Annotated in this window: 22 protein-coding genes, 1 other RNA gene and 1 riboswitch; of the genes, 12 read left to right on the plus strand and 11 right to left on the minus strand. The window is 59.3% G+C overall.

Going from position 1 to position 21,857, the window contains the following annotated elements:
* The 3 genes from HUJ17_RS08445 to HUJ17_RS08455 all read right to left on the minus strand — a co-directional run.
* Positions 1 to 848, minus strand: an 848-nt coding sequence (locus tag HUJ17_RS08445; RefSeq protein ID WP_290510281.1) for an FAD-dependent monooxygenase, incomplete at its 3' end; no start/stop codon positions are given.
* A 152-nt stretch (positions 849 to 1,000) separates the two neighbouring features.
* On the minus strand, positions 1,001 to 2,326 hold the full coding sequence (gene pepP, locus HUJ17_RS08450; protein ID WP_290510282.1) for a Xaa-Pro aminopeptidase: 1,326 nt from the start codon (positions 2,324 to 2,326) through the stop codon (positions 1,001 to 1,003).
* Between the two features lie 35 nt (positions 2,327 to 2,361).
* Entirely contained in the window at positions 2,362 to 2,946 is a 585-nt protein-coding gene (locus HUJ17_RS08455; RefSeq protein WP_290510283.1) for a UPF0149 family protein, read from the minus strand.
* A 279-nt stretch (positions 2,947 to 3,225) separates the two neighbouring features.
* Here HUJ17_RS08455 and HUJ17_RS08460 point away from each other — a divergent pair, with 279 nt between their 5' ends.
* The 4 genes from HUJ17_RS08460 (at position 3,226) to HUJ17_RS08475 (ending at position 4,908) form a co-directional block, all read left to right on the plus strand.
* Entirely contained in the window at positions 3,226 to 3,438 is a 213-nt protein-coding gene (locus HUJ17_RS08460) for a TIGR02449 family protein (RefSeq protein ID WP_035246082.1), read from the plus strand.
* Positions 3,439 to 3,489: 51 nt separating this feature from the next.
* On the plus strand, positions 3,490 to 3,801 hold the full coding sequence (locus tag HUJ17_RS08465; protein ID WP_290510284.1) for a cell division protein ZapA: 312 nt from the start codon (positions 3,490 to 3,492) through the stop codon (positions 3,799 to 3,801).
* A 276-nt stretch (positions 3,802 to 4,077) separates the two neighbouring features.
* A non-coding RNA gene (ssrS, locus tag HUJ17_RS08470) (6S RNA) lies at positions 4,078 to 4,261 on the plus strand.
* A gap of 65 nt (positions 4,262 to 4,326) precedes the next feature.
* On the plus strand, positions 4,327 to 4,908 hold the full coding sequence (locus tag HUJ17_RS08475; protein WP_290510285.1) for a 5-formyltetrahydrofolate cyclo-ligase: 582 nt from the start codon (positions 4,327 to 4,329) through the stop codon (positions 4,906 to 4,908).
* Here the strand turns inward: HUJ17_RS08475 and HUJ17_RS08480 are convergent.
* Positions 4,892 to 5,038, minus strand: a complete 147-nt coding sequence (locus HUJ17_RS08480; protein WP_290510286.1) for a hypothetical protein — start codon at positions 5,036 to 5,038, stop codon at positions 4,892 to 4,894. The genes HUJ17_RS08475 and HUJ17_RS08480 overlap by 17 nt on opposite strands.
* A gap of 293 nt (positions 5,039 to 5,331) precedes the next feature.
* Entirely contained in the window at positions 5,332 to 6,849 is a 1,518-nt protein-coding gene (gene ilvA / locus HUJ17_RS08485; protein WP_290510287.1) for a threonine ammonia-lyase, biosynthetic, read from the minus strand.
* A gap of 157 nt (positions 6,850 to 7,006) precedes the next feature.
* Between ilvA and rpiA the strand changes: the two genes are divergently transcribed.
* The gene (rpiA, locus tag HUJ17_RS08490) at positions 7,007 to 7,660 is read left to right on the plus strand and encodes a ribose-5-phosphate isomerase RpiA (RefSeq protein ID WP_290510288.1); all 654 of its coding nucleotides are present in this window, start codon (positions 7,007 to 7,009) and stop codon (positions 7,658 to 7,660) included.
* Positions 7,661 to 7,728: 68 nt separating this feature from the next.
* Here rpiA and HUJ17_RS08495 read toward each other — a convergent pair whose 3' ends face one another.
* Positions 7,729 to 8,229, minus strand: coding sequence for a hypothetical protein (locus HUJ17_RS08495; RefSeq protein ID WP_290510289.1), 501 nt, complete (start codon positions 8,227 to 8,229; stop codon positions 7,729 to 7,731).
* A 120-nt stretch (positions 8,230 to 8,349) separates the two neighbouring features.
* Entirely contained in the window at positions 8,350 to 9,300 is a 951-nt protein-coding gene (locus HUJ17_RS08500) for an alpha/beta hydrolase (RefSeq protein WP_290510290.1), read from the minus strand.
* Positions 9,301 to 9,370: 70 nt separating this feature from the next.
* Between HUJ17_RS08500 and HUJ17_RS08505 the strand changes: the two genes are divergently transcribed.
* Together HUJ17_RS08505 and HUJ17_RS08510 are read left to right on the plus strand one after the other, a co-directional pair.
* A complete protein-coding gene (locus HUJ17_RS08505) occupies positions 9,371 to 10,030 on the plus strand; it encodes a flavin reductase (protein WP_290510291.1) in 660 nt (219 codons plus the stop codon).
* An 83-nt stretch (positions 10,031 to 10,113) separates the two neighbouring features.
* On the plus strand, positions 10,114 to 10,542 hold the full coding sequence (locus HUJ17_RS08510) for an META domain-containing protein (protein WP_290510292.1): 429 nt from the start codon (positions 10,114 to 10,116) through the stop codon (positions 10,540 to 10,542).
* A 72-nt stretch (positions 10,543 to 10,614) separates the two neighbouring features.
* On the opposite strand, the gene fba is transcribed toward HUJ17_RS08510, so the two are convergent.
* The 4 genes from fba to tkt all read right to left on the minus strand — a co-directional run bounded on the left by fba (position 10,615) and on the right by tkt (position 15,992).
* Complete coding sequence (fba, locus tag HUJ17_RS08515) at positions 10,615 to 11,679, minus strand: class II fructose-bisphosphate aldolase (RefSeq protein ID WP_290510293.1); 1,065 nt, start codon at positions 11,677 to 11,679, stop codon at positions 10,615 to 10,617.
* A gap of 83 nt (positions 11,680 to 11,762) precedes the next feature.
* Positions 11,763 to 12,926, minus strand: coding sequence for a phosphoglycerate kinase (locus HUJ17_RS08520; RefSeq protein ID WP_290510294.1), 1,164 nt, complete (start codon positions 12,924 to 12,926; stop codon positions 11,763 to 11,765).
* A 48-nt stretch (positions 12,927 to 12,974) separates the two neighbouring features.
* Positions 12,975 to 13,991: a glyceraldehyde 3-phosphate dehydrogenase NAD-binding domain-containing protein gene (locus HUJ17_RS08525; protein ID WP_290510295.1), complete on the minus strand. Its 1,017-nt coding sequence runs from the start codon at positions 13,989 to 13,991 to the stop codon at positions 12,975 to 12,977.
* Positions 13,992 to 15,992 (minus strand): transketolase, encoded by a 2,001-nt coding sequence (tkt, locus tag HUJ17_RS08530; protein WP_290510296.1) that lies wholly within the window; start codon positions 15,990 to 15,992, stop codon positions 13,992 to 13,994.
* 195 nt (positions 15,993 to 16,187) lie between these two features.
* Here tkt and HUJ17_RS08535 point away from each other — a divergent pair, with 195 nt between their 5' ends.
* The 5 genes from HUJ17_RS08535 to HUJ17_RS08555 all read left to right on the plus strand — a co-directional run bounded on the left by HUJ17_RS08535 (position 16,188) and on the right by HUJ17_RS08555 (position 21,852).
* The gene (locus tag HUJ17_RS08535) at positions 16,188 to 17,177 is read left to right on the plus strand and encodes a metalloregulator ArsR/SmtB family transcription factor (RefSeq protein WP_290510297.1); all 990 of its coding nucleotides are present in this window, start codon (positions 16,188 to 16,190) and stop codon (positions 17,175 to 17,177) included.
* Positions 17,178 to 17,391: 214 nt separating this feature from the next.
* Positions 17,392 to 18,540: a methionine adenosyltransferase gene (gene metK, locus HUJ17_RS08540; protein ID WP_290510298.1), complete on the plus strand. Its 1,149-nt coding sequence runs from the start codon at positions 17,392 to 17,394 to the stop codon at positions 18,538 to 18,540.
* Positions 18,541 to 18,601: 61 nt separating this feature from the next.
* Positions 18,602 to 18,679: riboswitch (S-adenosyl-L-homocysteine riboswitch) on the plus strand.
* A gap of 20 nt (positions 18,680 to 18,699) precedes the next feature.
* Complete coding sequence (gene ahcY / locus HUJ17_RS08545; RefSeq protein WP_290510299.1) at positions 18,700 to 20,088, plus strand: adenosylhomocysteinase; 1,389 nt, start codon at positions 18,700 to 18,702, stop codon at positions 20,086 to 20,088.
* A 133-nt stretch (positions 20,089 to 20,221) separates the two neighbouring features.
* Entirely contained in the window at positions 20,222 to 21,052 is an 831-nt protein-coding gene (metF, locus tag HUJ17_RS08550) for a methylenetetrahydrofolate reductase [NAD(P)H] (protein WP_290510300.1), read from the plus strand.
* 332 nt (positions 21,053 to 21,384) lie between these two features.
* Positions 21,385 to 21,852, plus strand: a complete 468-nt coding sequence (locus HUJ17_RS08555; RefSeq protein ID WP_290510301.1) for an aminoacyl-tRNA deacylase — start codon at positions 21,385 to 21,387, stop codon at positions 21,850 to 21,852.
* Positions 21,853 to 21,857: the final 5 nt, after the last annotated feature.

Raw genomic sequence — 21,857 nt, forward strand, 5'->3', positions numbered from 1 at the left:
ACCGCCTGGGCACAGGCATGGGTCAGCACCAGCGGGTAACGCTGGCGTTCGCCGATACCGGTCAATGGCGGCGCATCTGCCGGGCATTGCTCCTGCAACCGGGCAAGCAGTGCATCGGGCTCCATGGCCATCCAGGCATCCACCTGATCACGGGGGCCAGTCCAGACCAGGGCAAAACGGCGATCCGGCAGCGGCAACAGCGCCAACGGCCCATCGTTGAGGAAACGCTCGTAGGCAATGCCCTGGTGATCGCTGGCCAATGACAGATTGGCGATCATGGCATCGTGGCCGGTGTCACTATCCCTGGCACTCACGCCCAGCCATTCGCGGGTGCGCGACCTGGCACCATCGGCGGCAATCAGTAACGGCGTGGTCAGGGTGCGACCGGATTCCAGTGAGGCTTGATAACCGTCTTCGAGACGGCGGATGGCGCTGAGCCGTTCCGGTGCCAGCACCTCAATGGCAGCATCCGCATACAGGGCCCGCAACAACACAAAACCCAGCCAGCGGTTTTCCACCACCGCTCCCAGCGCCGGCACACCTTCCTCACTGGCACGCAGGCGGGTGATGCCGAGCCGGGAACGACGCGAGACATGCACAGTATCGATCTGGGCGGCGTGTTCGCGAATGGCCTCGCCCAGCCCCAGCTCATCCAGCACCCCCAGGGTGCCGGCGGACAGCGCGGTACTACGGGCATCAAAACTGGGCGTCAGCGGCGGCTCATCGGGCAAGGTCAGCGGATGGCTCTCCACCAGCGTCACTGCAGCGGCACCGTGATGCCGCAACAACAACGCCAGCAACGCCCCGGCCATGCCACCGCCGACTATCAGCAAAGGTTGTTGCGCCATTCAAACGTCCCGTTGAGTTTCAAAATGCAAGTTACAAGTTTCAACGCGGAAAAGGCAGTGCCGCGTTGAACGCCCTGCCCGCGCCTAACCCAGATGCGCGGGCACGACCTCAAAAATCCAGAGAACAGTGACCGCGTTGCAACTTGAAACTTTCAACTTGCAACTGCTTTTTTCATGAGCTTTTCGATATCCGCCACTTCCTTGGGCACTTCGTGGCTCAGCACATCGCAGCCGTCTTTCGTCACCACCACATCATCCTCAATGCGGATACCAATACCGCGCCACTGCTCGTCCACGCTGTCGTCGTCCGGTGCCACATAGAGCCCCGGTTCCACGGTCAGCGCCATGCCCGGCTCCAGTTGCCGCCACTGATCCTGCACCCGGTAGTCTCCCACATCATGCACATCCAGCCCCAGCCAGTGACCGGTGCGGTGCATAAAGAAGCGCCGGTAGCCTTCGGTTTCCACCAGCTCGTTGAATTCACCCTTGAGCAGGCCCAGGTCAATCAACCCCTGGGTGAGGATGTGCACCACCTTTTCATGGGGCACATTCCAGTGGTTATCCGGGTGGGTGGCCTCGATAGCGGCGTGCTGGCTGGCCAGCACCAGTTCGTAAAGCGCCTGCTGGGGCTTGCTGAATGTGCCGTTCACCGGGAAAGTACGGGTGATATCCGAGGCGTAGTGTTCCAGCTCGCAACCGGCATCCACCAGCACCAGGTCGCCGTCTTTCAGCTTCTGGCTGTTTTCGATGTAGTGCAGGATGCAGCTGTTGGCACCGCCACCGACAATGCTCGGGTAGGCGGGGCTGCGTGAGCCGTTGCGCATGAACTCGTGGATATATTCCGCTTCCAGCTGGTATTCCATCATGCCCGGCTTGACCGCCTGCATGGCACGCACATGGGCCCCGGCAGAAATACTGGCGGCACGGCGCATCAACTTGATTTCGGCGGCGCTCTTGAACAGGCGCATGTCGTGAAGATGATGGGCCAGGGCAACGAACTCTCCTGGCGGCTGGGCACCGGAGCGGACCCGCTCACGGATACTGTTGACCCAGCCCATCAGGCGGCGATCGAATTCCGCATCGTGGCCCAAGTCGTAATAAACCCGCTCGCGGCCCTCAATCAGCCCCGGCAGAATCTCGTCGATATCCCCGATGGGGAAGGCATCGTCCGCATCAAAGTCTGCCACCGCACCATCGGGTCCTGCCCGGTAGCCATTCCAGATTTCCATGGTGCGATCGCGCTCGCGACAGAACAGCACATACTCACCGTGCTCGCGACCGGGCAACAACACCATGATCGCCTCCGGCTCGCCAAAGCCGGTGAGGTACCAGAAATCGCTGTTCTGCCGATAGGGATATTCCACATCCCGATTACGGGTGCGTTCCGGGGCCGCCGGAAGGATGGCAATGCTGTTGGGCCCCATGATGCCCATCAGTTCCTGACGACGACGGGCGAATTCCTGGCGGTTGATACTCAAGAGCTCTCCTTACTGTGGCGATGGTAACGGCGTAATCAGTGACGGGTTGGTGGCGTCTGCGGCGCCGGTGCCGGCTTGTCCTGATGGCGCATGACCAGCTCAGTGTAAATCATCAGCGCCGCCATCCGGCAGTGCTCCGCCACCTGCTCGAACATGTCTTCCTGTTCGTCCCCGTCCTCTTCCGGGGTGGCCACCTGGCTGATCGCTGCCAGGTCCGACAGGGCTTCCTGAATACCGGGCGACAGGTCCTTGTCATGGGTATTGGCAGAGCCGGTACCGAAACCCACCAGAAAGCCTTCGCACCACTGAGCTACCGCTGCTACCCGCAAACCCAGCTCCTCTTCATCGCCAGGCAGCAGCAGCGCCAGCTCAAGGCCGGTACCCTGGAACCCTTCGTGGAGCTGATCACGCAATGAAAGCAGTGCCACCGAGAGGGCGCCGTCAAAGCCGCCATCAATATCCGTATGGGCGGCCAATATGCCCATCACTTCTTCATCGTGGCCACCGTGGCCAGTGGCAAGCAACCCTGCCATCACACCCTGTAGCTCACTGGGGGAGTGGGCCACACCGGCGGCGGCCAGGCCCTGGGCCAGGACTTCAAAATCAATCGGGTTGGACATGACTCTATCCGTTTTGCAGGAATTGGAAGGTTATCTCGCCCCCTGTACGGACGCTGTACAGGTTCTCAGGCAGCCCGTGAATAATGTGCGCTAAGTGGCTACCACTATTGAATTTCGTTGACCCTTGCAAACCCCACACCTATAGTTGAAACAACCTGTAATCCGGGTGGGAATGCCATTGCCGGAAAATACCGGCAGGGTGAGGGCCAATAAACAGGCTCTACGGGAACGCCGGGCCGAGAAAGGTCCACACCTTAGGCGAACAGCGTACATTTTGCCATGACGACGGAACAACAACTACGGCAACTGGAAGCCCGCGTCGATGACCTGCTGCGCATCAGTGCGCGCCTGCGTCAGGAAAACCAGTCCTTGCATGAACGTGAGGCCAAGCTGGTGGAAGAACGGGCCCAACTGCTGAAAAAAAACGATGTGGCTCGCAACAAGGTCGAAGCCATTATTTCGCGTCTGAAATCCCTGGAGCAGGAGTCCTGAGCGTGACATCCTGCCTGACTCTGATCCACAGCCAATGCGGTGCCCTCGGCCATGTCTAACGAAAACTCCCTGGTAATTCATCTACTGGACAAGGAGTATCGCGTCGCCTGCCCGGCCGGTGAACAGGACAACCTGCTGGCCGCCGCCCGCTATCTGGACAAGCAATTGCGCGAAGTCCGCGACGCCAATGTGATCGGTCTGGAACGCATTGCCATCATGACCGCCCTGAACATGAGCCACGAGTTGCTCAACGCCCGCAAGGCGGTATCCGAAGATTCCGACAGCGAAGCCCGCGTCCAGGCCCTGCTCAGCCGCCTGGAAGACGAGATCCAGGCTTTTGAAGACGCCCGCCGGAAGCTTTAATACACACTTCACTTTCTACAAGGCTCCTGTAGGAGCACCTCTCGAGGTGCGAACCCGAGCCCAAGCGAGGGAAGGGGCCCGACCAACCCGCATTCCTTTCTGAAAAGACCTGTGGATCCCCGGCATCCCTGATCGCCCTGCGGGCGATTTCCACGCTGACGCGTGGTTCGCCCCCTGGAAGGGAACTCCTACAGCGACTCCGAGTAAAGGCCAACGAAATCACTTTCCTGTCAAGTCCTGACCTGTCCCCGGCACCACTGTTATACTGCATTCGAGTGCTTCCTGGCCCGTTCGCCAGAGGGTCATGTCCCCGAGCCGATAATGTAATACCCGGGGGCAAACATTACCTTGCCTGTGTGCATGTCCGCCCATTGAGCGGAAAGCCTGAGGGCGGGGTTGCTGCCTCCACCTTGAACCTACGGTTCAAGGGTCAAACCCGCAGCGGCGGACCGGGAAGCACCCTTTCTATTTCCTCTTGAGTCGATAATTTCAGAATCGACGACTCAAGCTTAGTCTGGCCCGCCCATGACCGCAGCCTTGCGGCGGCAATTGCGCCGCCAGTTTCGACAGCAACGCCGATCGCTGACTCCCGGGCAACGCCGCCGGGCCAGCCTTCGTTTCGGCCGCCAGCTGGATCAGGCATTGGGCCATCGCCCTGCCCGCCATCTGGCCTTGTATCTGGCTAACGATGGCGAGCTCGATCTGCTACCCGGGCTCGACCACAACCGCTTCCAGCTTGCCACTACCTACCTGCCGCGACTGGACCCGATTCGCCGTGGCCACCTACAGTTCCGTCTCTGGCAGCGGCACCACCACATGCGCCCCAACAATTACGGCATCGCCGAGCCGGCACACTACTACCGGGGCCGGGCACTCTGGGCACTGGATGTGATTCTGCTACCGGCGGTGGCGTTTGACGCCTGCGGCTATCGACTCGGCATGGGAGGAGGGTATTACGACCGTACATTGGCAGAGCTGGCGCGCAGGCCAAGGCGACCCAGGCTGGTAGCCGTGGGTTATGATTTTCAGAGGGTGGGCAAGGGAACACTACCGGTGGCCCCGTGGGACCAACCGGTAGATCTGACTGTTACTACTGGATGTGACTGACAACAACGCCGGCACTATCTGCGTAGCGTTGGTAATCGTTTTCGTTGCCGCCGTGGGTCAGGCTGCTGATCAGCACCCCCAACCCGAAAATCACAGCCAGTAGCACCAGGGCGTCCGGCTTCTTCTTCATTATTTCTATCCCCAAAAAGCGGTACAGCAATATAAAAAGTGACCCGAAAGTCGTAACACGAGTGTCACCTTAAACCTATTACAAAATGTAAAATGCCAACCGGGTCAAAATTTGAGCATTTCGACATGTAAAGTCAAGCAGTTAGAAGGCTTTGCTGACGTTTCTTAACAAAAACCATAGATAACTGGTGCAAAGCGCCCGACTGATATGCAAGCGCTGTTATACCAATTTTTTTAAGCAGGTTTCACAGCAACGCCGCCATGGAAGGACCGCCTGGGCACCATTTGGTTCCGTTAATTCAGAAACAGGCGGTAGGCCGGGTTATCGCTTTCTTCCACCATGGGGTAGGGGACTTTTTTCAGGTCCGCCATCAGCCTGGAATGCTGGCCTGTCTCCACCTGGAAGCCCACCAGCACCCGGCCATAGGCTGCGCCATGGTTTCGGTAGTGAAACAGGCTGATATTCCACTTTTCCCCCAGGGACTGGAGAAACTTCATCAGGGCGCCTGGCCGCTCGGGAAATTCCACCCGGAACAGTCTTTCCTGCATATCCTGGCGTGGCGCATGCCCCCCCACCATGTGGCGGATATGCAGCTTGGCCATTTCGTTGCCGCTCATATCCACCACCGGGTAACCGCGCTCATCCAGGTCCTTCATCAAGGCCTGCAGGGCTTCGCCACCGGGTCGCAGCTGAATGCCCACAAAGATATTGGCATCACGGTCATCGCTGTAACGGTAGTTGAACTCGGTAATGCCACGGCGACCCAAGGCCTGGCAGAAGGCACGAAAAGCACCGGGGCGCTCGGGAATGGTCACCGCCAGGATAGCCTCACGCTGTTCACCCAGCTCCGCCCGCTCCGACACATGGCGGAGGCGGTCGAAGTTCACATTGGCGCCACTCTGGATCGCCACCAGGGTCTGGTTCTCCACCTGGTGCTTGGCCACCCAGTTCTTCAGGCCGGCCAAGGCCAGCGCGCCGGCGGGCTCACAGATGGCCCGGGTATCCTCAAAGGCGTCCTTGATGGCGGCGCAGATTTCGTCGGTGGTGGCGGTAATCACCTCATCCACGTGATGACGCAGGATCTTGAAGGTTTCCTTGCCAATCTGTTTCACCGCCACACCATCGGCAAACAAACCGACCTCCGCCAGCGTGACACGACGGTTTTTATCCAGTGCAGCCTTCAAACAGGCCGCATCTTCCGGCTCCACGGCAATCACCTTCACATCCGGGCGTACGTATTTCACGTAGGCCGCCACGCCGGCAGCCAGACCGCCACCGCCAACCGGAATAAAAATGGCATCCAGGTCACGACTTTGCTGACGCAGGATTTCCATGCCAACCGTGCCCTGCCCGGCAATCACGTCCGGGTCGTCATAGGGATGCACAAAGGTCAGGTTGTCTCGCGCTTCCAGCTTGCGGGCATGGGCCAGGGCTTCATCGAAGCTGTCACCGTGCAACACCGCCTTGCCGCCGTGGTTGCGTACCGAATTCACCTTGATATCCGGTGTAGTGCGCGGCATCACGATAGTGGCCTTGGTACCCATCGAGCTGGCTGCAAGCGCCAGCCCCTGGGCATGATTGCCGGCGGAGGCACAGATAACCCCGCGCTGAAGCTGTTCATCGCTAAGCTGACAAAGCTTGTTGTAGGCGCCGCGCAGCTTGAAGGAAAACACCGGCTGCAGGTCTTCCCGTTTGAGCAGCACCCGGTTGCCAATACGCTTGGAAATCAACGGCGCCGCATGGATGGGAGTTTCCACCGCCACGTCGTAGACGCGGGATTGCAGTATCCGTTTGACGTATTTATCCAGCATGGGGAGTTCCGGGTTGGTGTTTGGTGCGCAGAAGGGACTAGTCTAGGGGCTGGCCGGGATAAATGCGATAGGTCAGGGACTCTCCAGGGTCGAGTCATCGTCACGCCTGCCCTATAATTCCCGCACATTTCTTTTACCCGCACGACAGGACAATTTCATGGACCAGGATGCGCTGAAAAAACAGGTCGCCGAGGCGGCGCTCCGCTTTGTACCGGAAGGCGAAGTCATCGGCGTGGGAACCGGCTCTACCGCCAACCACTTCATCGATGGCCTGGCCACCCTGAAAGACCGCATCAAGGGTGCCGTAGCCAGCTCGGATGCCACCGCGGAACGGCTCAAGAGTCACGGCATCCCGGTATTGTCACTGAACGATGTGGACAGCCTGCCGGTGTATGTGGATGGTGCGGATGAGGTGAACAGCCATCGGGAAATGATCAAGGGCGGCGGCGGAGCATTGACCCGGGAGAAAATTGTCGCCGCAGTAGCCCGACAGTTCGTTTGCATTGTTGATGGTTCCAAACAGGTCAAACGGCTGGGGCGCTTCCCGCTCCCCGTGGAAGTGATCCCCATGGCGCGCTCCCATGTGGCTCGCAAACTGGTGGCTCTGGGCGGTCAGCCGGAGTACCGGGAAGACTTTGTTACCGACAACGGCAACATCATTCTCGACGTGCACAATCTGGACATTCTCAATCCCATCGAGATGGAAGAGAAAATCAATAATATTGTCGGTGTAGTCACCAATGGACTGTTTGCTAAACGGCCGGCGGACGTAGTTCTGGTGGGCGAGAACGGCAGCGTCAATCAGTTTTGAATCTGCTGTATTTCAAGCAATAAAAAAGGGCCGCAATTTGCGGCCCTTTTTTTCGCAAAGCGAATGACTTAATCCCAGAAGTTGAACCAGGCTTTTTCGCTGGCGTTCTCTTTGGCATTGGCATTCACATTTGCATTAGCCTTGGCACCGTTGCCATTAACTTCGGCACTGGCATTAACGTCAGCTTCAGCGTTAGCCTTGGCGGCTTCCTTCATGTCTTCAGCAGCTTCACGCTCTGCTTCCATGCGATCTTCTGCGGCTTCGCGCTCTGCTTCAGCACGCTCTTTGGCCGCTTCTTTCTTCGCTTCAGCCTCTTCCTTCATGGCTTCTTTCTTGGCCTTGGCTTCTTCTTTCTTCGCTTCAGCCTTCTCTTTGGCAGCTTCCTTGCGAGCCTTGGCGGCTTCTTTCATTTCTTCTGCTTTGGCTTTGCCCGCATCACGCTGATCACGAACTGCCTGCTCGGTAGCCTTGGCATCAGCCTCGGCATTAACAGCAGCGTTGATACCTGCATTCAGGTCGGCTACAGCTACCTGGCTCATCATCGCAGCACCGGCGGTCATCGCCAGCATCCATTTCTTATCCATGCTTTGTCTCCTTGAAACAACAATCAAAAGGCATATTGCCAATATGTGACGCTACCATCGGGAAATTCGCCCCGCAGCTCAAGTAACAAAGCGTAAAATCGATAATCAGTCGAGATATTGATCAATAATCGCGAATATTTTCCGACGAAACCCCTCATCCTCGTTAACCAGTTGGTGGCGGGCCCCCGGCAGCATATGGATATGAGGATCCTGAAACTTTTCCTGAATCACCTTCAGGTTGTAACGCCAATCCACGGTTTCATCCATGTCACCTTGTATCACCACCGGCGACACCTTGATGCGTGATGCTTTTTCAAAGCCCGGCAGCCATTTTTTCAGCGCGGACACCCATACCGCCGAGACCCTCTTTGCCTGTAGCGGGTCCTTGTTTTCCAGAAAATCCAGAAAATCCGGATCATTGGAGTTGATGGTAAAAACCCGTTTGATGCTGCGGGCAAAGGGGCGAATAAACGTATGCAGCCAGCGCGCAGAGGACCATTTGAATGGACGTACCAGCGGCGCCAGCAGTATCACATGCTCAAAAGGGTTGGCATCACCGTCACCACGACTCAGCAGATAATCCATCACGATGGCGCCGCCGGTACTCTGGGCAATCACATGCCAGGGCCGGGGAAAATGGTTGTCTGCCAGTGCCAGACATTGCTCGAGCACATCCCGGTAGGTACGAAAATCATCGATCACCGCCTGGGGGCCGGAGCTGAGGCCATGGCCGGGCAGATCGTAGGCCAGTACCGCATAACCCAGCTCCAGCACATGGCCGATAATATGCCGGTAGAGGCCCACATGATCGAAGTAACCATGGCAAACCAACACTGTGCCCCGCGGCTCCTTCGGGCGCCAGGCATGCACCGACAGCTGATGCCCGGCAGCCTCGAAATAGCCAAAGCCGTGCTCAAGGTCCGGTAAGTGCTCCGCGAAATTCAGGCCATAGTAGGCCACATAGCGCCGCGTGGAGTCGCTGAGCGGATCAAACGCCTCCCAGTTTAGTGGCTGCCATTCCTGGACAATGTGATCGCGGTCGAAAGGATTTGCCATAGCCGGTAAGAGGTCTCCACGGTTTACTCACGGCGGCTTCTGATAATACGGCGCCAGGAGGACGCATACCATGCACCTGACCGCCGATACTCTCAAGGACCTGCCCCGTCAACAACGGGTCAACCTGATCAATAGCCTGTCCGGCTTCAAGAGCGCCAACCTGCTGGGCACCCGTGCCAGCAATGGCCAGGAGAACCTGTCCATTGTCAGCTCCTGCTTCCATCTCGGCGCCGACCCGGCCCTGCTGGGCATGATCATTCGCCCCCACTCCGTGGATCGCCACAGCCTGGAGTACCTGATGGAAACCGGCTTCTACACACTCAATCAGGTGCATGGGGACATGGTCCCTGCGGCGCATCAGACCGCGGCCCGTTACCCGCGTGAGGTGTCGGAGTTCACCGCCACCGGCCTGACGCCGGCTTACCTGCCGGATTTTCCGGCTCCCTTTGTGGAACAGGCGCGCATCCGCCTGGGTATGGTATTGCTGGAGACACACACCCTGCAGGTCAACGATACCGTGATGGTAATCGGCGCCATCGAACATATTCAGCTACCCGGCTATGCGCTGGGCAGTGACGGCTATGTGGATATCGAAAAGGCAGGCACCGTGGCACTGTCCGGCCTGGACAGCTATCACCTGACCCAGCGCCAGGCACGCTGGAGCTACGCCAAACCGGACCAACCCCTGAATCGCCTGGATCCGGTCAGCCCGGTAAACGATCAGGGTTAGCCTGCACGGGGAAACTATTGCACCCTAGCGGGGACTAATTCGTTCAAGACGCCCCAATACCGCGTCATCGAGAAGGACCCGATATGCAAACACTGAAATTGTCCCTGTTGGCAGGCGCCGCCATGACGCTGGCCGCCTGCAGCAGTCACCCAACAGGATCCACCGCCATGGTAACCACCGAGCAACTGCAGGGCAGTGTCTGGCAGGTAAACACCCTCAATGGCTCAGACGTGGGCGACGTGCTGGTTACCCTGAACTTCCACGAACCTGGTCGACTGGCTGGCAAGGCCGCCTGCAACAACTACATGGCCAGCTATACGCTGGAGGATGACAGTTTCACGGTGAAAACCGGGGGCGTCACCATGATGGCCTGCCCACAGCCACTGATGAAACTGGAGCAGCAGTTTCTGGGCGCCCTGGAAGGGGTGAATCAGGCCGATATTACCGAGGACGGGCAACTGGTCCTCAGCGGTGCTGACGAGGTAAGGATCGAAGCTTCCCGTCAGAAATAACCGCACCAGACACAACAAGGCCCCGCATTGCGGGGCCTTGCTTTTATACCTGCGCTGTTTTGCCGCGCGGGATTACTTGACGCGCGGATCCAGCTCGCCGGCTTCGTAGCGCATAAACATGCGTTCCAGGCTGATCGGCTTGATCTTGTCCGCATTGCCGGCCGTGCCGAACGCTTCGTAGCGGGCGATACAGATATCACGCATGGCGGTGATGGATTCTTTCAGGTACTTGCGCGGGTCGAATTCTGCCGGGTTATGGGCCAGGAAACGACGAATCGCACCAGTAGACGCCAGGCGCAGATCGGTATCGATGTTCACCTTGCGCACGCCGTGCTTGATGCCTTCCTGAATCTCTTCCACCGGCACCCCGTAGGTCTCGGCAATCTCGCCACCGTACTCGTTGATGATGGCCAGCCAGTCCTGCGGCACGGAGGAGGAGCCGTGCATGACCAGGTGGGTATCCGGGATACGCTTGTGAATCGCCTTGATCTGTTCAATAGCCAGGATGTCGCCGGTGGGCGGACGGGTGAACTTGTAGGCACCATGGCTGGTACCGATAGCGATCGCCAGGGCATCCACCTTGGTTTGCTTGACGAAGTCCGCCGCTTCTTCCGGGTCGGTGAGCATCTGATCGTGGCTCAGAGTCCCTTCGGCACCGATACCGTCTTCTTCACCGGCCTGGCCGGTTTCCAGGGAACCCAGGCAACCCAGCTCGCCTTCCACGGACACGCCACAGGCGTGGGCCATGGCCACCGCGTCCTGGGTCACGCGCACGTTGTAGTCATAATCCATCGGCGTCTTGCCATCTTCCCCCAGGGAGCCATCCATCATCACCGACGAGAACCCCAGCTGGATGGAGCGCTGACACACGGAAGGGCTGGTGCCGTGATCCTGGTGCATCACTACAGGAATGTGCGGAAATTCTTCGGTGGCTGCCAGAATCAGGTGCCGCAGGAAAGGAGCACCGGCGTATTTGCGGGCGCCAGCGGAGGCCTGCACGATCACCGGGGAATTGGTCTGGTCCGCGGCTTCCATGATGGCGCGCATCTGTTCCACGTTATTGACGTTAAAGGCCGGTACGCCATAACCGTGTTCGGCGGCGTGGTCCAGCAACTGTCGCATGCTTACGAGTGCCATTGTGTTTCCCCTTCGGTTCCGTGGGCAGCGATGCTGCCCGTTTCCTGTTCAGTCATTGCAAAGGCCGCCGTGGCAACCTCTCTTCAGTCTTTTGCCCGCGCTTCCAGCATGGCTACCGCTGGCAACACCTTGCCTTCCACGAATTCCAGGAAGGCGCCGCCACCGGTTGAGATATAACTGATGCGATCGGTAATACCGTATTTGTCCACCGCCGCCAGGGTGTCACCACCGCCGGCAATAGAGAAGGCATCCGAGTCGGCGATGGCTTCCGCCATTTCCTTGGTGCCTTCGCCAAACTGATCGAACTCGAACACGCCCAGCGGGCCGTTCCAGATAATGGTCTTGGCTTCCTTCATCAGCGCCGCCACGATGTGGGCAGTCTGCGGGCCAATATCCAGAATCAGGTCGTCTTCGGCCACATCATCCACCTTCTTGGCGGTGGCTTCAGCGGATTCGGCAAATTCCTTGGCGGTGACCACATCCACCGGAATCGGGATATGCACCTTCTCGGCGATCTTCTTCGCCGCCGGGATCAAGTCTTCCTCGTACAGGGACTTGCCCACCGGATGACCGGCCGCAGCCAGGAAGGTGTTGGCAATACCGCCACCCACCACCAGCTGGTCGACCACATCGGACAGGGATTCCAGCACTTCCAGTTTGGTGGAAACCTTGGAACCACCCACAATCGCCACCAGCGGTTTCTCCGGCGCGTTCAGGGCCTTGCCCAGGGCGTCCAGCTCGTTGGCCAGCAGCGGCCCGGCACAGGCTACCGGAGCAAACTTGCCCACACCATGGGTGGACGCCTGGGCCCGGTGCGCGGTACCGAAGGCATCCATCACATAGATATCACACAGGGCCGCCATCTTTTGTGACAGCGCCTCGTCATCCTTTTTCTCGCCCTTGTTGAAACGGACGTTCTCGCACAACACGACCTGGCCTTCTGCCACGTCCACGCCGTCCAGCCAGTCTTTCACCAGCGGAACGTCGCGCCCCAGCAGCTTGCCAAGATGGTCGGCCACCGGCTGCAGGGAAAACTCCTCCGCGTACTCTCCTTCCGTGGGACGGCCCAGATGCGACATCAGCATCACTTTGGCTCCCGCCTTCAGGGCGTGCTCGATAGTAGGCAGGGAGGCGCGGATACGCGCATCACTGGTGACCTTGCCGTCTTTCACCGGCACGTTCAGATCTTCACGGATAAGAACGCGCTTGCCTGCCAGATCCAGGTCGGTCATGCGTTTGAAGTTCATCTCGTACTTACCTCATTCACGGCCACCCGCACGGGTGCATCCATTCATTCAAGCTTGATGTGATTCAGCCAGCGTCGCCACCCAGTCGAGCAGTCGGTTCGCATAGCCCCATTCGTTGTCGTACCAGGCCACCACCTGCACCATCTCGCCCTGCACCCGGGTCTGGGTGGCGTCGACGATGGCAGATTCCGGCCGATGGTTGAAATCCACGCTTACCAGCGGCGCGTCATTGTACCCAATCAGCGCACTGGCTTCTTTCGATTGCTGCTGCAGCCACTGGTTCAGGCTGTCGCTGTCCGGGGTACGCTCCAGCAGCAGGGTCAGCTCCACCATGGCCACATTCAGGGTGGGCACACGGATGGAATGGCCGCTGATCTTGCCGGCCAGGGCCGGCAGCACCTGCTGCACCGCGCCGATGGCACTGCTGGTGGTGGGCACGATGTTCTGCGCCCCCGCCCGGCCCCGGCGCGGATCCCGATGAACATGATCCAGCAGGGTCTGGTCCGAGGTATAGGAGTGGATCTCCTTCATCAGCACCTGGCGAATGCCATAGGCCTGATCCAGCCGGGTCAGCAGCGGCGCAATACAATGGGTGGTACAGGATGCCGCCGACAGCACCTTGCTGTCATCGCGCACATCCCTATGATTCACGCCATACACCACGATCTGGTCGGCCTGATCAAACGGCACTGCACCGATAATGACCCGCCCGGCGCCGGCATCCAGATGCCGTGAGGCGCCCGCGTGGCTGCGGAAATGGCCGGAGCATTCCAGCACCAGATCCACGCCCATCTCGGCCCAGGGCAATTGCTCCGGCTTGGGTTGCTGCAGCAGCCGCGGGGCCTGCTTGCCGATACGCAGCATGCCTTCAATCAGCTCCGCCGGCTCCGCCAGACGGCCGTGGGTGGTGTCGTAGCGGGTCAGGTACAGCAGATCTTCCGGGCGGCCCTTGTCATTGATCGCCGCCAGGGTGAACGGTGCCTGCCAGCCGGCGCCTTCGCGCTCGGCCAGGGCACGGACAAAGGAACGCCCGATACGGCCGTAGCCGTTAATCGCGACTTTCACTTAGAGCAGGCTCTCCACGGCCTGCTGCACTGCCTCGGCAGTGATATTGAAGTGCTTGAACAGATCGCCAGCCGGGGCGGAGGCGCCGAAACTGTTCATGCCCACGATCTTGCCGTCCAGGCCCACAAAGCGGTACCAGTAATCGGCGATGGCCGCTTCCACGGCAACCCGGGCACGCACACTGGAGGGCAGCACGCTTTCCTGATACTCACGGTCCTGGGCCAGGAACTCTTCCACGCAGGGCATGGAGACCACACGGACATTTTTGCCGGTCAGCGCCTGGGCCGCCTTCACCGCCAGCTCTACTTCAGAGCCAGTGGCAATGATGATGGCGTCCGGGGTGCCCTCACCGGTTTGCAGCAGGGTGTAGCCGCCTTTTTCGATCTCGGCCAGCTGCGCCGCGCCACGCTCCATGCAGGGCAGCCCCTGGCGGGAGAAGATCAGCGCGGAAGGACCGTCTTGCCGGACAATGGCTTTCTTCCAGGACACCGCGGATTCCACCGTGTCGCAGGGGCGCCAGGTGCGCATGTTCGGGGTCAGGCGCAGGTTGGCCATTTGTTCGATGGGCTGGTGAGTCGGGCCGTCTTCACCCAGGCCGATGGAATCGTGGGTATAGACCAGAATGTTGGGCTGATGCATCAGGGCCGCCATGCGCACCGCGTTGCGGGCATATTCCATGAACACCAGGAAGGTGCCGCCGTAGGGGCGCAGGCCGCCGTGCAGGCAGAGACCATTCTGGATCGCGGTCATGGAGAATTCACGCACGCCGTAATGGATGTAGTTGCCGCTGGCATCATCCGCGGTGACCGACTTGCAGCCCTTCCAGATGGTGTTGTTGGAGCCGGCCAGATCGGCGGAGCCACCGGCCAGTTCCGGCAGCAACGGACCGAAGGCATCGAGGGTGTTCTGGCTGGCCTTGCGGGTGGCCACCTTGTCGCCTTTTTCCTGACATTCCCGGATATAGGCATCTGCCTGCTCCAGGAAGTTGGCGGGCAGCTCACCAGCCTGGCGACGCAGGAACTCTGCCGCCAGTTCCGGGTAGGCGGCCTGGTAAGCGTCGAAACGCTGCTGCCAGTCACTCTGGGCAGCGGCCCCTTTTTCGCTACCATCCCAGGCCTGCTTGATCTCGGCGGGAATCTCGAAGGGACCGTGCTTCCAGCCCAGCGATTCCCGGGTCAGGGCAATTTCATCTTCGCCCAGGGCGGCACCGTGGGATTCTTCCTTGCCCTGCTTGTTGGGGCTGCCGAAACCGATAACGGTCTTGCAGCAAATCAGGGTGGGCTGATCGGTATTGGCACGGGCATTTTCGATAGCCACCTGCACTTCTTCCGCGCTGTGGCCATCCACATTGGGAATCACCTGCCAGCCGTAGGCACGGAAACGCTCCACCGTGTCATCGGTAAACCAGCCTTCCACCTCACCATCAATGGAAATGCCGTTATCGTCATAAAAGGCCACCAGCTTGCCCAGGCCCAGGGTACCGGCCAGGGAACAGGCTTCGTGGGAGATGCCTTCCATCATGCAGCCATCACCCAGGAAACAGTAGGTGTAATGGTCGACAATAGCGTGCCCTTCACGGTTGAACTGGCCCGCCAGCATCTTCTCCGCCAGTGCCATGCCCACCGCATTGGCAATACCCTGACCCAGCGGGCCGGTGGTGGTTTCGATGCCCGGGGCGTCGCCGTATTCCGGGTGGCCGGCGGTGGGGCTACCCAGCTGACGGAAGTTCTTGATGTCGTCCAGGCTGACGCCGTAGCCGCTCAGGTGCAGCAGACTGTAAAGCAGCATGGAGCCGTGACCATTGGACAGCACGAAGCGATCCCGGTCGGGCCAGGTGGGATCCTGCGGGTTGTGCTTGAGGAAGCCGCGCCACAACACCTCGGCGATATCGGCCATTCCCATGGGCGCACCGGGGTGCCCGGAATTGGCTTTCTGTACCGCATCCATGCTGAGGGCACGGATAGCGTTGGCGAGTTCACGGCGGGCGGGGGCACTGGACATGCAGGGCTCCAAACTGGCTGGTGGCTGAAAAGGGGCGCTATTGTCCCTCAAGGGGATAATCGCTACAAGCGCGGGCGCCCCGCCCGCCGGTTTACATGCCCCAGAGCAGCTCTGGCGGGTGACCGGCCAGGCCGCCAGAAAATCTATATCAATTTATTTTGATTTAGCTTTTCATTGCGCTAGACTCTTTCCCCTATGAATGCACAAGCACCCGACGCTCCGGAGATCACTGATCATCTGGCGGGCTTCCTCAAGGCCGCTGGCGACCCGTTGCGTCTGCAGGTGCTGCAGGTACTGGGCCAGAACAGCTTCGGGGTGCTGGAGCTGTGCGACATCATGGCCATGAAACAATCCGGCATGAGCCACCACCTGAAGGTACTGGCCCAGGGCGGGCTGGTGGAGAAGCGGCGGGAAGGCAATTCCATCTTCTATCGCCGGCGCCTGCCCCAGGGGGACAACTCAGAAGGCGCGCTTCACGCCGCCCTGCTGGAAGAACTGGATGATAGCTCCCTGGACGCCCAGGTGGCGGAACGGCTTGAGCAGGTGCAAGGGCAGCGCGCGGAACAGAGCCGGGCCTTTTTCGCCCGCCATGCGGAGCAGGTGGACGAACAGCAGGAACTGATTGCCGACTATGGCCAGTATGCGGATCAGGCCCTGGAATTACTCACCCGGGCCAGCCCGGACGCTCCGGATGGCAATAGCGTCCTGGAGATCGGCCCCGGTGATGGCCAGTTTCTTCTGGAACTGGCGACACGCTTTGACACTGTGTTCGGCCTGGATAATGCCGAAGCCATGCTGGAGCGGGCCCGCCAGAACCTGACTGTCGCCAAACGGCAAAATGTGCAACTGATACTGGGTGAGTGGCCCACCAGCGCCACCATCCTGCCCACGGTGGATGCCGTGGTTCTGAACATGGTGCTGCATCACCTGCCAGCCCCCGCCAGCGCCATCGGCGCCGCGGCCCGGCAATTGAATGACGGCGGCACCCTGCTGATCACCGACCTGTGTCGGCATGACCAGCACTGGGCTCACGAGGCCTGTGGTGATTTCTGGCTTGGCTTCGAAGAGGCCGATCTGGTGGACTGGGCTGGCCGCGCTGGCCTTGAGTTGCAGGAAAGCCAGTTTCTGGCCCTGCGTAATGGTTTTCAGGTGCAGGTACGCACCTTCAGGAAGAGTAGCAAGTAACAAGCTTCAAGTTACAAGGTGCGGACAAGGTCAGTGGCATCAGCAAAGGTTCCGCCCGCGCTTCACCCTGAGACAGATCGCGGAGTGAAGCCACCGGAACCGGCCACCACAGCGACCCCGCGTTGCAACTTGTCACTTGAAACTTGCAACTAAAAAATTTGGCGCCTGTTGAAGGCAACGTAACGCACAACTGAATAACGGGAGCACTCCAGTAATGAGTGAATATTCCATCTTTACCTCTGAGTCTGTGTCCGAAGGCCATCCGGACAAAATGGCCGACCAGATCTCGGACGCCGTTCTGGATGCCATCATCAAGGATGACCCCCACGCACGCGTGGCGGTGGAAACCATGGTAAAAACCGGCATGGCCATCGTTGCCGGTGAAGTCCGTACCAGCACCTATGTGGAACTGGAAGACATCGTTCGCCAGGTAATCCTGGACATCGGCTATGACAGCTCCGACAAAGGTTTCGACGGCGCCAGCTGTGCGGTACTCAACGGCATCGGCAAGCAGTCCGCCGATATCGCCATCGGTGTGGATGAAGCTGAAAACAAGGAAATGGGCGCCGGCGACCAGGGCCTGATGTTCGGCTTTGCCACCGACGAAACCGACACCCTGATGCCTGCACCGGTTTACTACTCCCACCGCCTGGTAGAGCGTCAGGCCCAGCTGCGCAAGAACGGCACCCTGCCGTGGCTGCGCCCGGATGCGAAAAGCCAGGTCACCCTGCGCTACGACAACGGCAAACCGGTGGCCGTGGATGCGGTGGTGCTGTCCACCCAGCACGCGCCGGAAATCAAGCTGGCGGACCTGCGTGAAGCGGTGATGGAAGAAATCATCAAGCCGGTGCTGCCAGAAGAGTGGTTGCACAAGGACACCTTGTACCACGTGAACCCCACCGGGATTTTCGTGATCGGCGGCCCCATGGGTGACTGTGGCCTGACCGGCCGCAAGATCATCGTGGATACCTATGGCGGCATGGCCCGTCATGGTGGTGGCGCCTTCTCCGGCAAGGACCCGTCCAAGGTAGACCGCTCAGCCGCCTACGCCGGCCGCTATGTCGCCAAGAACATCGTTGCCGCCGGCCTGGCCAAAAAGTGCGAGATCCAGGTGAGCTATGCCATTGGCGTGGCCGAGCCCACTTCCATCTCCGTCAACACTTTCGGCACCGGCAAGATCAGTGACAGCGCCATCGTCGACCTGGTCCGCGAGCACTTTGACCTGCGCCCGCGCGGCATCATTGAAATGCTCGACCTGCGCAAGCCGATCTACCGGCCCACTGCCAGCTACGGTCACTTCGGCCGCGAAGGCTTCAGCTGGGAAAAAACCGACAAGGCCGCAGACCTGGCCAAGGCACTTTAACAGCAACACCACTGTCGGCGTCGTCTCTGCGGCGGCGCCGACAGCATCCCGATAACGTCTGCCCAGTGAGGGGCGCTGCAGCGGCATGACCGCGAGGCTCGCAGGGCAGACAGGCAAAGAACAACGGCGCCCATTCGTCAAAAACGAATGGAGAACACCATGAACGCAAAAGCGGACACTTTTACCGACTTTAAAGTCGCCGATATTTCCCTGGCCGCCTATGGCCGCTCCGAAATCCATATCGCCGAAACCGAAATGCCGGCGCTGATCACCATCCGCGAAAAATACCGTGCCGAACAGCCGCTGAAAGGTGCCAAGATCATCGGCTGTATCCACATGACTATTCAGACCGCCGTACTGATCGAAACCCTGGTCGCACTGGGTGCAGAAGTGCGCTGGTCCAGCTGCAATATCTTCTCCACCCAGGACCACGCCGCTGCCGCCATCGCTGCCGCTGGCATACCGGTATTCGCCTGGAAAGGGGAAACCGAAGAAGAGTACATGTGGTGCATTGAGCAGACCTGCCGCGACGGCAATGGCGAGCTGTGGGATGCCAACATGATCCTGGATGACGGCGGCGATCTGACCGGCTACATCCACGAGACCTACCCGCAGATGCTGGACAACATCCACGGCATCACCGAGGAAACCACCACCGGCGTACACCGTCTTTACGAAATGCTGAACAAGGGCACCCTGAAAGTGCCGGCGGTGAACGTGAACGACTCCGTCACCAAGAGCAAGAACGACAACAAATACGGTTGCCGTCACTCTCTCAATGACGCCATCAAGCGCGGCACCGACCATCTGCTGTCCGGCAAGAAAGCACTGGTCATCGGTTACGGCGATGTGGGCAAGGGCTCTGCCCAGTCCCTGCGCCAGGAAGGCATGATCGTAAAGGTCACTGAAGCGGACCCGATCTGCGCCATGCAGGCCTGCATGGACGGTTTTGAAGTCGTCAGCCAGTACCGGGATGGCATCAACGATGGCACCGAAGCGTCCATCAACACCGAGCTGCTGGGCACCACCGACCTGCTTGTCACCACTACCGGCAACTTCAATGTCTGTGACGCCAACATGCTCAAGGCCATCAAGAAAGGCGCCGTGGTCTGCAACATCGGTCACTTCGACAACGAAGTAGACACTGCCTTCATGCGCAAGACCTGGGAATGGGAAGAGGTCAAACCGCAGGTGCACAAGGTATGGCGCAACAAGGCAGAGGGCGACTTCCTGCTGCTGCTCTCTGAGGGTCGCCTGGTGAACCTGGGCAACGCCACCGGCCACCCCAGCCGGATCATGGATGGTTCCTTTGCCAACCAGGTTCTGGCGCAGATGTATCTGTTCGACCAGGGCTACGCCAAGCACTCTGACACCGTGAAAGAAAAGATGCTCAAGGTAGAAGTACTGCCCAAGCACCTGGACGAAGAAGTGGCCCGCTACATGGTGCAGGGCTTTGGTGGCGTGATCACCAAGCTCACCAAAGAGCAGGCCGACTACATCGGCGTTGACGTGAACGGCCCGTACAAGCCAGAGCACTACAAGTACTAAAGGCTGTTTACCACAAAGGGCTCAGAGTTCACCGAGGAAAAACAATGCGCATATTGGTGCGCCATGATTTTAACTCTGTGCGCTCTGTGGCCTTTGTGGATCAATAGTTTTTGATCGAAAAGGCACTAGCCAAATGAGCAAAAGAATCAGTTTTGAATTTTTCCCGCCGAAAACCGATGCGGGAAAAGAAAAGCTGCTGGCTACCCAGCAGAAGCTTCTGGCCAAAAAACCGGAGTTTTTTTCCTGCACCTTTGGTGCCGGCGGCTCCACCCGTGACAACACCCGCGACATGGTCAACCAGCTGCGCAATCAGCACGGCGACACCGCTCCACACCTGAGCTGCATCGGCCAGAGCCGAGACGAAATCCTGGAACTGGTAAACGGTTACAAGGATGCCGGAGTGACCCGCATCGTCGCCCTGCGCGGCGACCTGCCTTCCGGCATGGGCTATGCCCAGAGCGAAATCAAGTACGCCGACGAACTGGTGCAACTGATCCGAGAGGAAACCGGCGATCACTTTGCCCTGGAAGTGGCTGCCTACCCGGAAATGCATCCCCAGGCGCGCAGCTTCGAAGACGATATTGCCCACTTCAAGCGCAAGATCGACGCCGGCGCCAACAGCGGCCTGACCCAGTATTTCTACAACGCGGATGCCTACGGTTATTACCTGGACGCGCTGCAGAAAATCGGCTGCGACGCCCCGGTTTACCCGGGCATCATGCCGATCCTCAACGTGGCCAACCTGGTGCGTTTCTCCAGCACCTGTGGTGCCGACATCCCTCGCTGGCTGCACAGCAAGCTCAACGACATCAAGGATGATGATGCTGCGGTCAAAGCTTTCGGCGAGGAAGTGGTCACCCGTCTGTGCGAACGCCTGCTCGCCATGGGCGCGCCGGGACTGCATTTCTACACCATGAACCAGGCCGGCCCGAATCTGCGGATTCTGGATAATCTGGGGATGTGATTCAGTTGCAAGTTAAAAGTTGAAAGTTACAAAGCGCGGGGAAGGTCAAAGCCACACCTATTACGCCTTACCCGCGCTGCATGCCTGCCGGCGCGGCTCCGACTTGCAATGATTAGCACCACAACAAAATCGCGTTGCAACTTTTAACTTGAAACTTGCAACTCTCATTATGTCTTTCCGCTATTTCTCTTAGCGCATAACCGTATTTCCCTGCCTGCTTTTACCTCCCTAAGCTTGGATATGAACATTCATGGAACGGGCCCGGCCAGTTACCCACTGCTCCCCGGACCGCTCCCCAATCCCGGCTTACCTGTTCCGGGAGGAGGTCTATCATGCCTGCCCGCGCACTGGCTGATTTTCTCGACAACAACAATGTGAACTATCACTGCTATAACCACCCGCCCGCCATTACCGCTTCCGAGGTAGCCCAGTCCAGCCATATTCCCGGACGCCACATGGCCAAAACGGTGATTGTCGATGTGGACGGCGAACTGGCCATGGCGGTGCTGCCCTCCGATCAATACCTGGATCCGGACAAGCTGCGCCAGGCATTGAATGCCGATAGCGTCCGACTAGCCCCTGAGGAGGATTTCAAGGATCGCTTTCCACTCTGCGAACCCGGCGGGGAACCTCCCTTCGGGAATCTCTACAACATGAAAGTGTATGTGGATGACACCCTGCTCAGCGAAGACTGGCTGGCGTTTAACGCCGGCACACACACGGAAGTCATCAAGATGGGCATGGGCGACTTCCTGCGCCTCAGCGAGGCCCAGTCCTGCTCCTTCGCCATGCTGCATTGATTTCT

It is taken from the genome of Alcanivorax sp. (assembly GCF_014762765.1).
Classification (GTDB): domain Bacteria; phylum Pseudomonadota; class Gammaproteobacteria; order Pseudomonadales; family Alcanivoracaceae; genus Alcanivorax.

Excerpts from the sequence above, each read along its gene's own strand:
- HUJ17_RS08510 (WP_290510292.1), top strand. The coding sequence starts at position 10,114 with ATGCAAACACTGAAATTGTCCCTGTTGGCAGGCGCCGCCATGACGCTG.
- HUJ17_RS08460 (WP_035246082.1), top strand. The coding sequence starts at position 3,226 with ATGACGACGGAACAACAACTACGGCAACTGGAAGCCCGCGTCGATGAC.
- HUJ17_RS08520 (WP_290510294.1), bottom strand. The coding sequence starts at position 12,926 with ATGAACTTCAAACGCATGACCGACCTGGATCTGGCAGGCAAGCGCGTT.
- HUJ17_RS08455 (WP_290510283.1), bottom strand. The coding sequence starts at position 2,946 with ATGTCCAACCCGATTGATTTTGAAGTCCTGGCCCAGGGCCTGGCCGCC.
- fba (WP_290510293.1), bottom strand. The coding sequence starts at position 11,679 with ATGGCACTCGTAAGCATGCGACAGTTGCTGGACCACGCCGCCGAACAC.
- metK (WP_290510298.1), top strand. The coding sequence starts at position 17,392 with ATGAGTGAATATTCCATCTTTACCTCTGAGTCTGTGTCCGAAGGCCAT.
- rpiA (WP_290510288.1), top strand. The coding sequence starts at position 7,007 with ATGGACCAGGATGCGCTGAAAAAACAGGTCGCCGAGGCGGCGCTCCGC.
- HUJ17_RS08500 (WP_290510290.1), bottom strand. The coding sequence starts at position 9,300 with ATGGCAAATCCTTTCGACCGCGATCACATTGTCCAGGAATGGCAGCCA.
- HUJ17_RS08505 (WP_290510291.1), top strand. The coding sequence starts at position 9,371 with ATGCACCTGACCGCCGATACTCTCAAGGACCTGCCCCGTCAACAACGG.
- HUJ17_RS08475 (WP_290510285.1), top strand. The coding sequence starts at position 4,327 with ATGACCGCAGCCTTGCGGCGGCAATTGCGCCGCCAGTTTCGACAGCAA.
- ahcY (WP_290510299.1), top strand. The coding sequence starts at position 18,700 with ATGAACGCAAAAGCGGACACTTTTACCGACTTTAAAGTCGCCGATATT.
- HUJ17_RS08495 (WP_290510289.1), bottom strand. The coding sequence starts at position 8,229 with ATGCTGGCGATGACCGCCGGTGCTGCGATGATGAGCCAGGTAGCTGTA.
- HUJ17_RS08555 (WP_290510301.1), top strand. The coding sequence starts at position 21,385 with ATGCCTGCCCGCGCACTGGCTGATTTTCTCGACAACAACAATGTGAAC.
- HUJ17_RS08535 (WP_290510297.1), top strand. The coding sequence starts at position 16,188 with ATGAATGCACAAGCACCCGACGCTCCGGAGATCACTGATCATCTGGCG.
- tkt (WP_290510296.1), bottom strand. The coding sequence starts at position 15,992 with ATGTCCAGTGCCCCCGCCCGCCGTGAACTCGCCAACGCTATCCGTGCC.
- HUJ17_RS08465 (WP_290510284.1), top strand. The coding sequence starts at position 3,490 with ATGTCTAACGAAAACTCCCTGGTAATTCATCTACTGGACAAGGAGTAT.
- HUJ17_RS08480 (WP_290510286.1), bottom strand. The coding sequence starts at position 5,038 with ATGAAGAAGAAGCCGGACGCCCTGGTGCTACTGGCTGTGATTTTCGGG.
- metF (WP_290510300.1), top strand. The coding sequence starts at position 20,222 with ATGAGCAAAAGAATCAGTTTTGAATTTTTCCCGCCGAAAACCGATGCG.
- ilvA (WP_290510287.1), bottom strand. The coding sequence starts at position 6,849 with ATGCTGGATAAATACGTCAAACGGATACTGCAATCCCGCGTCTACGAC.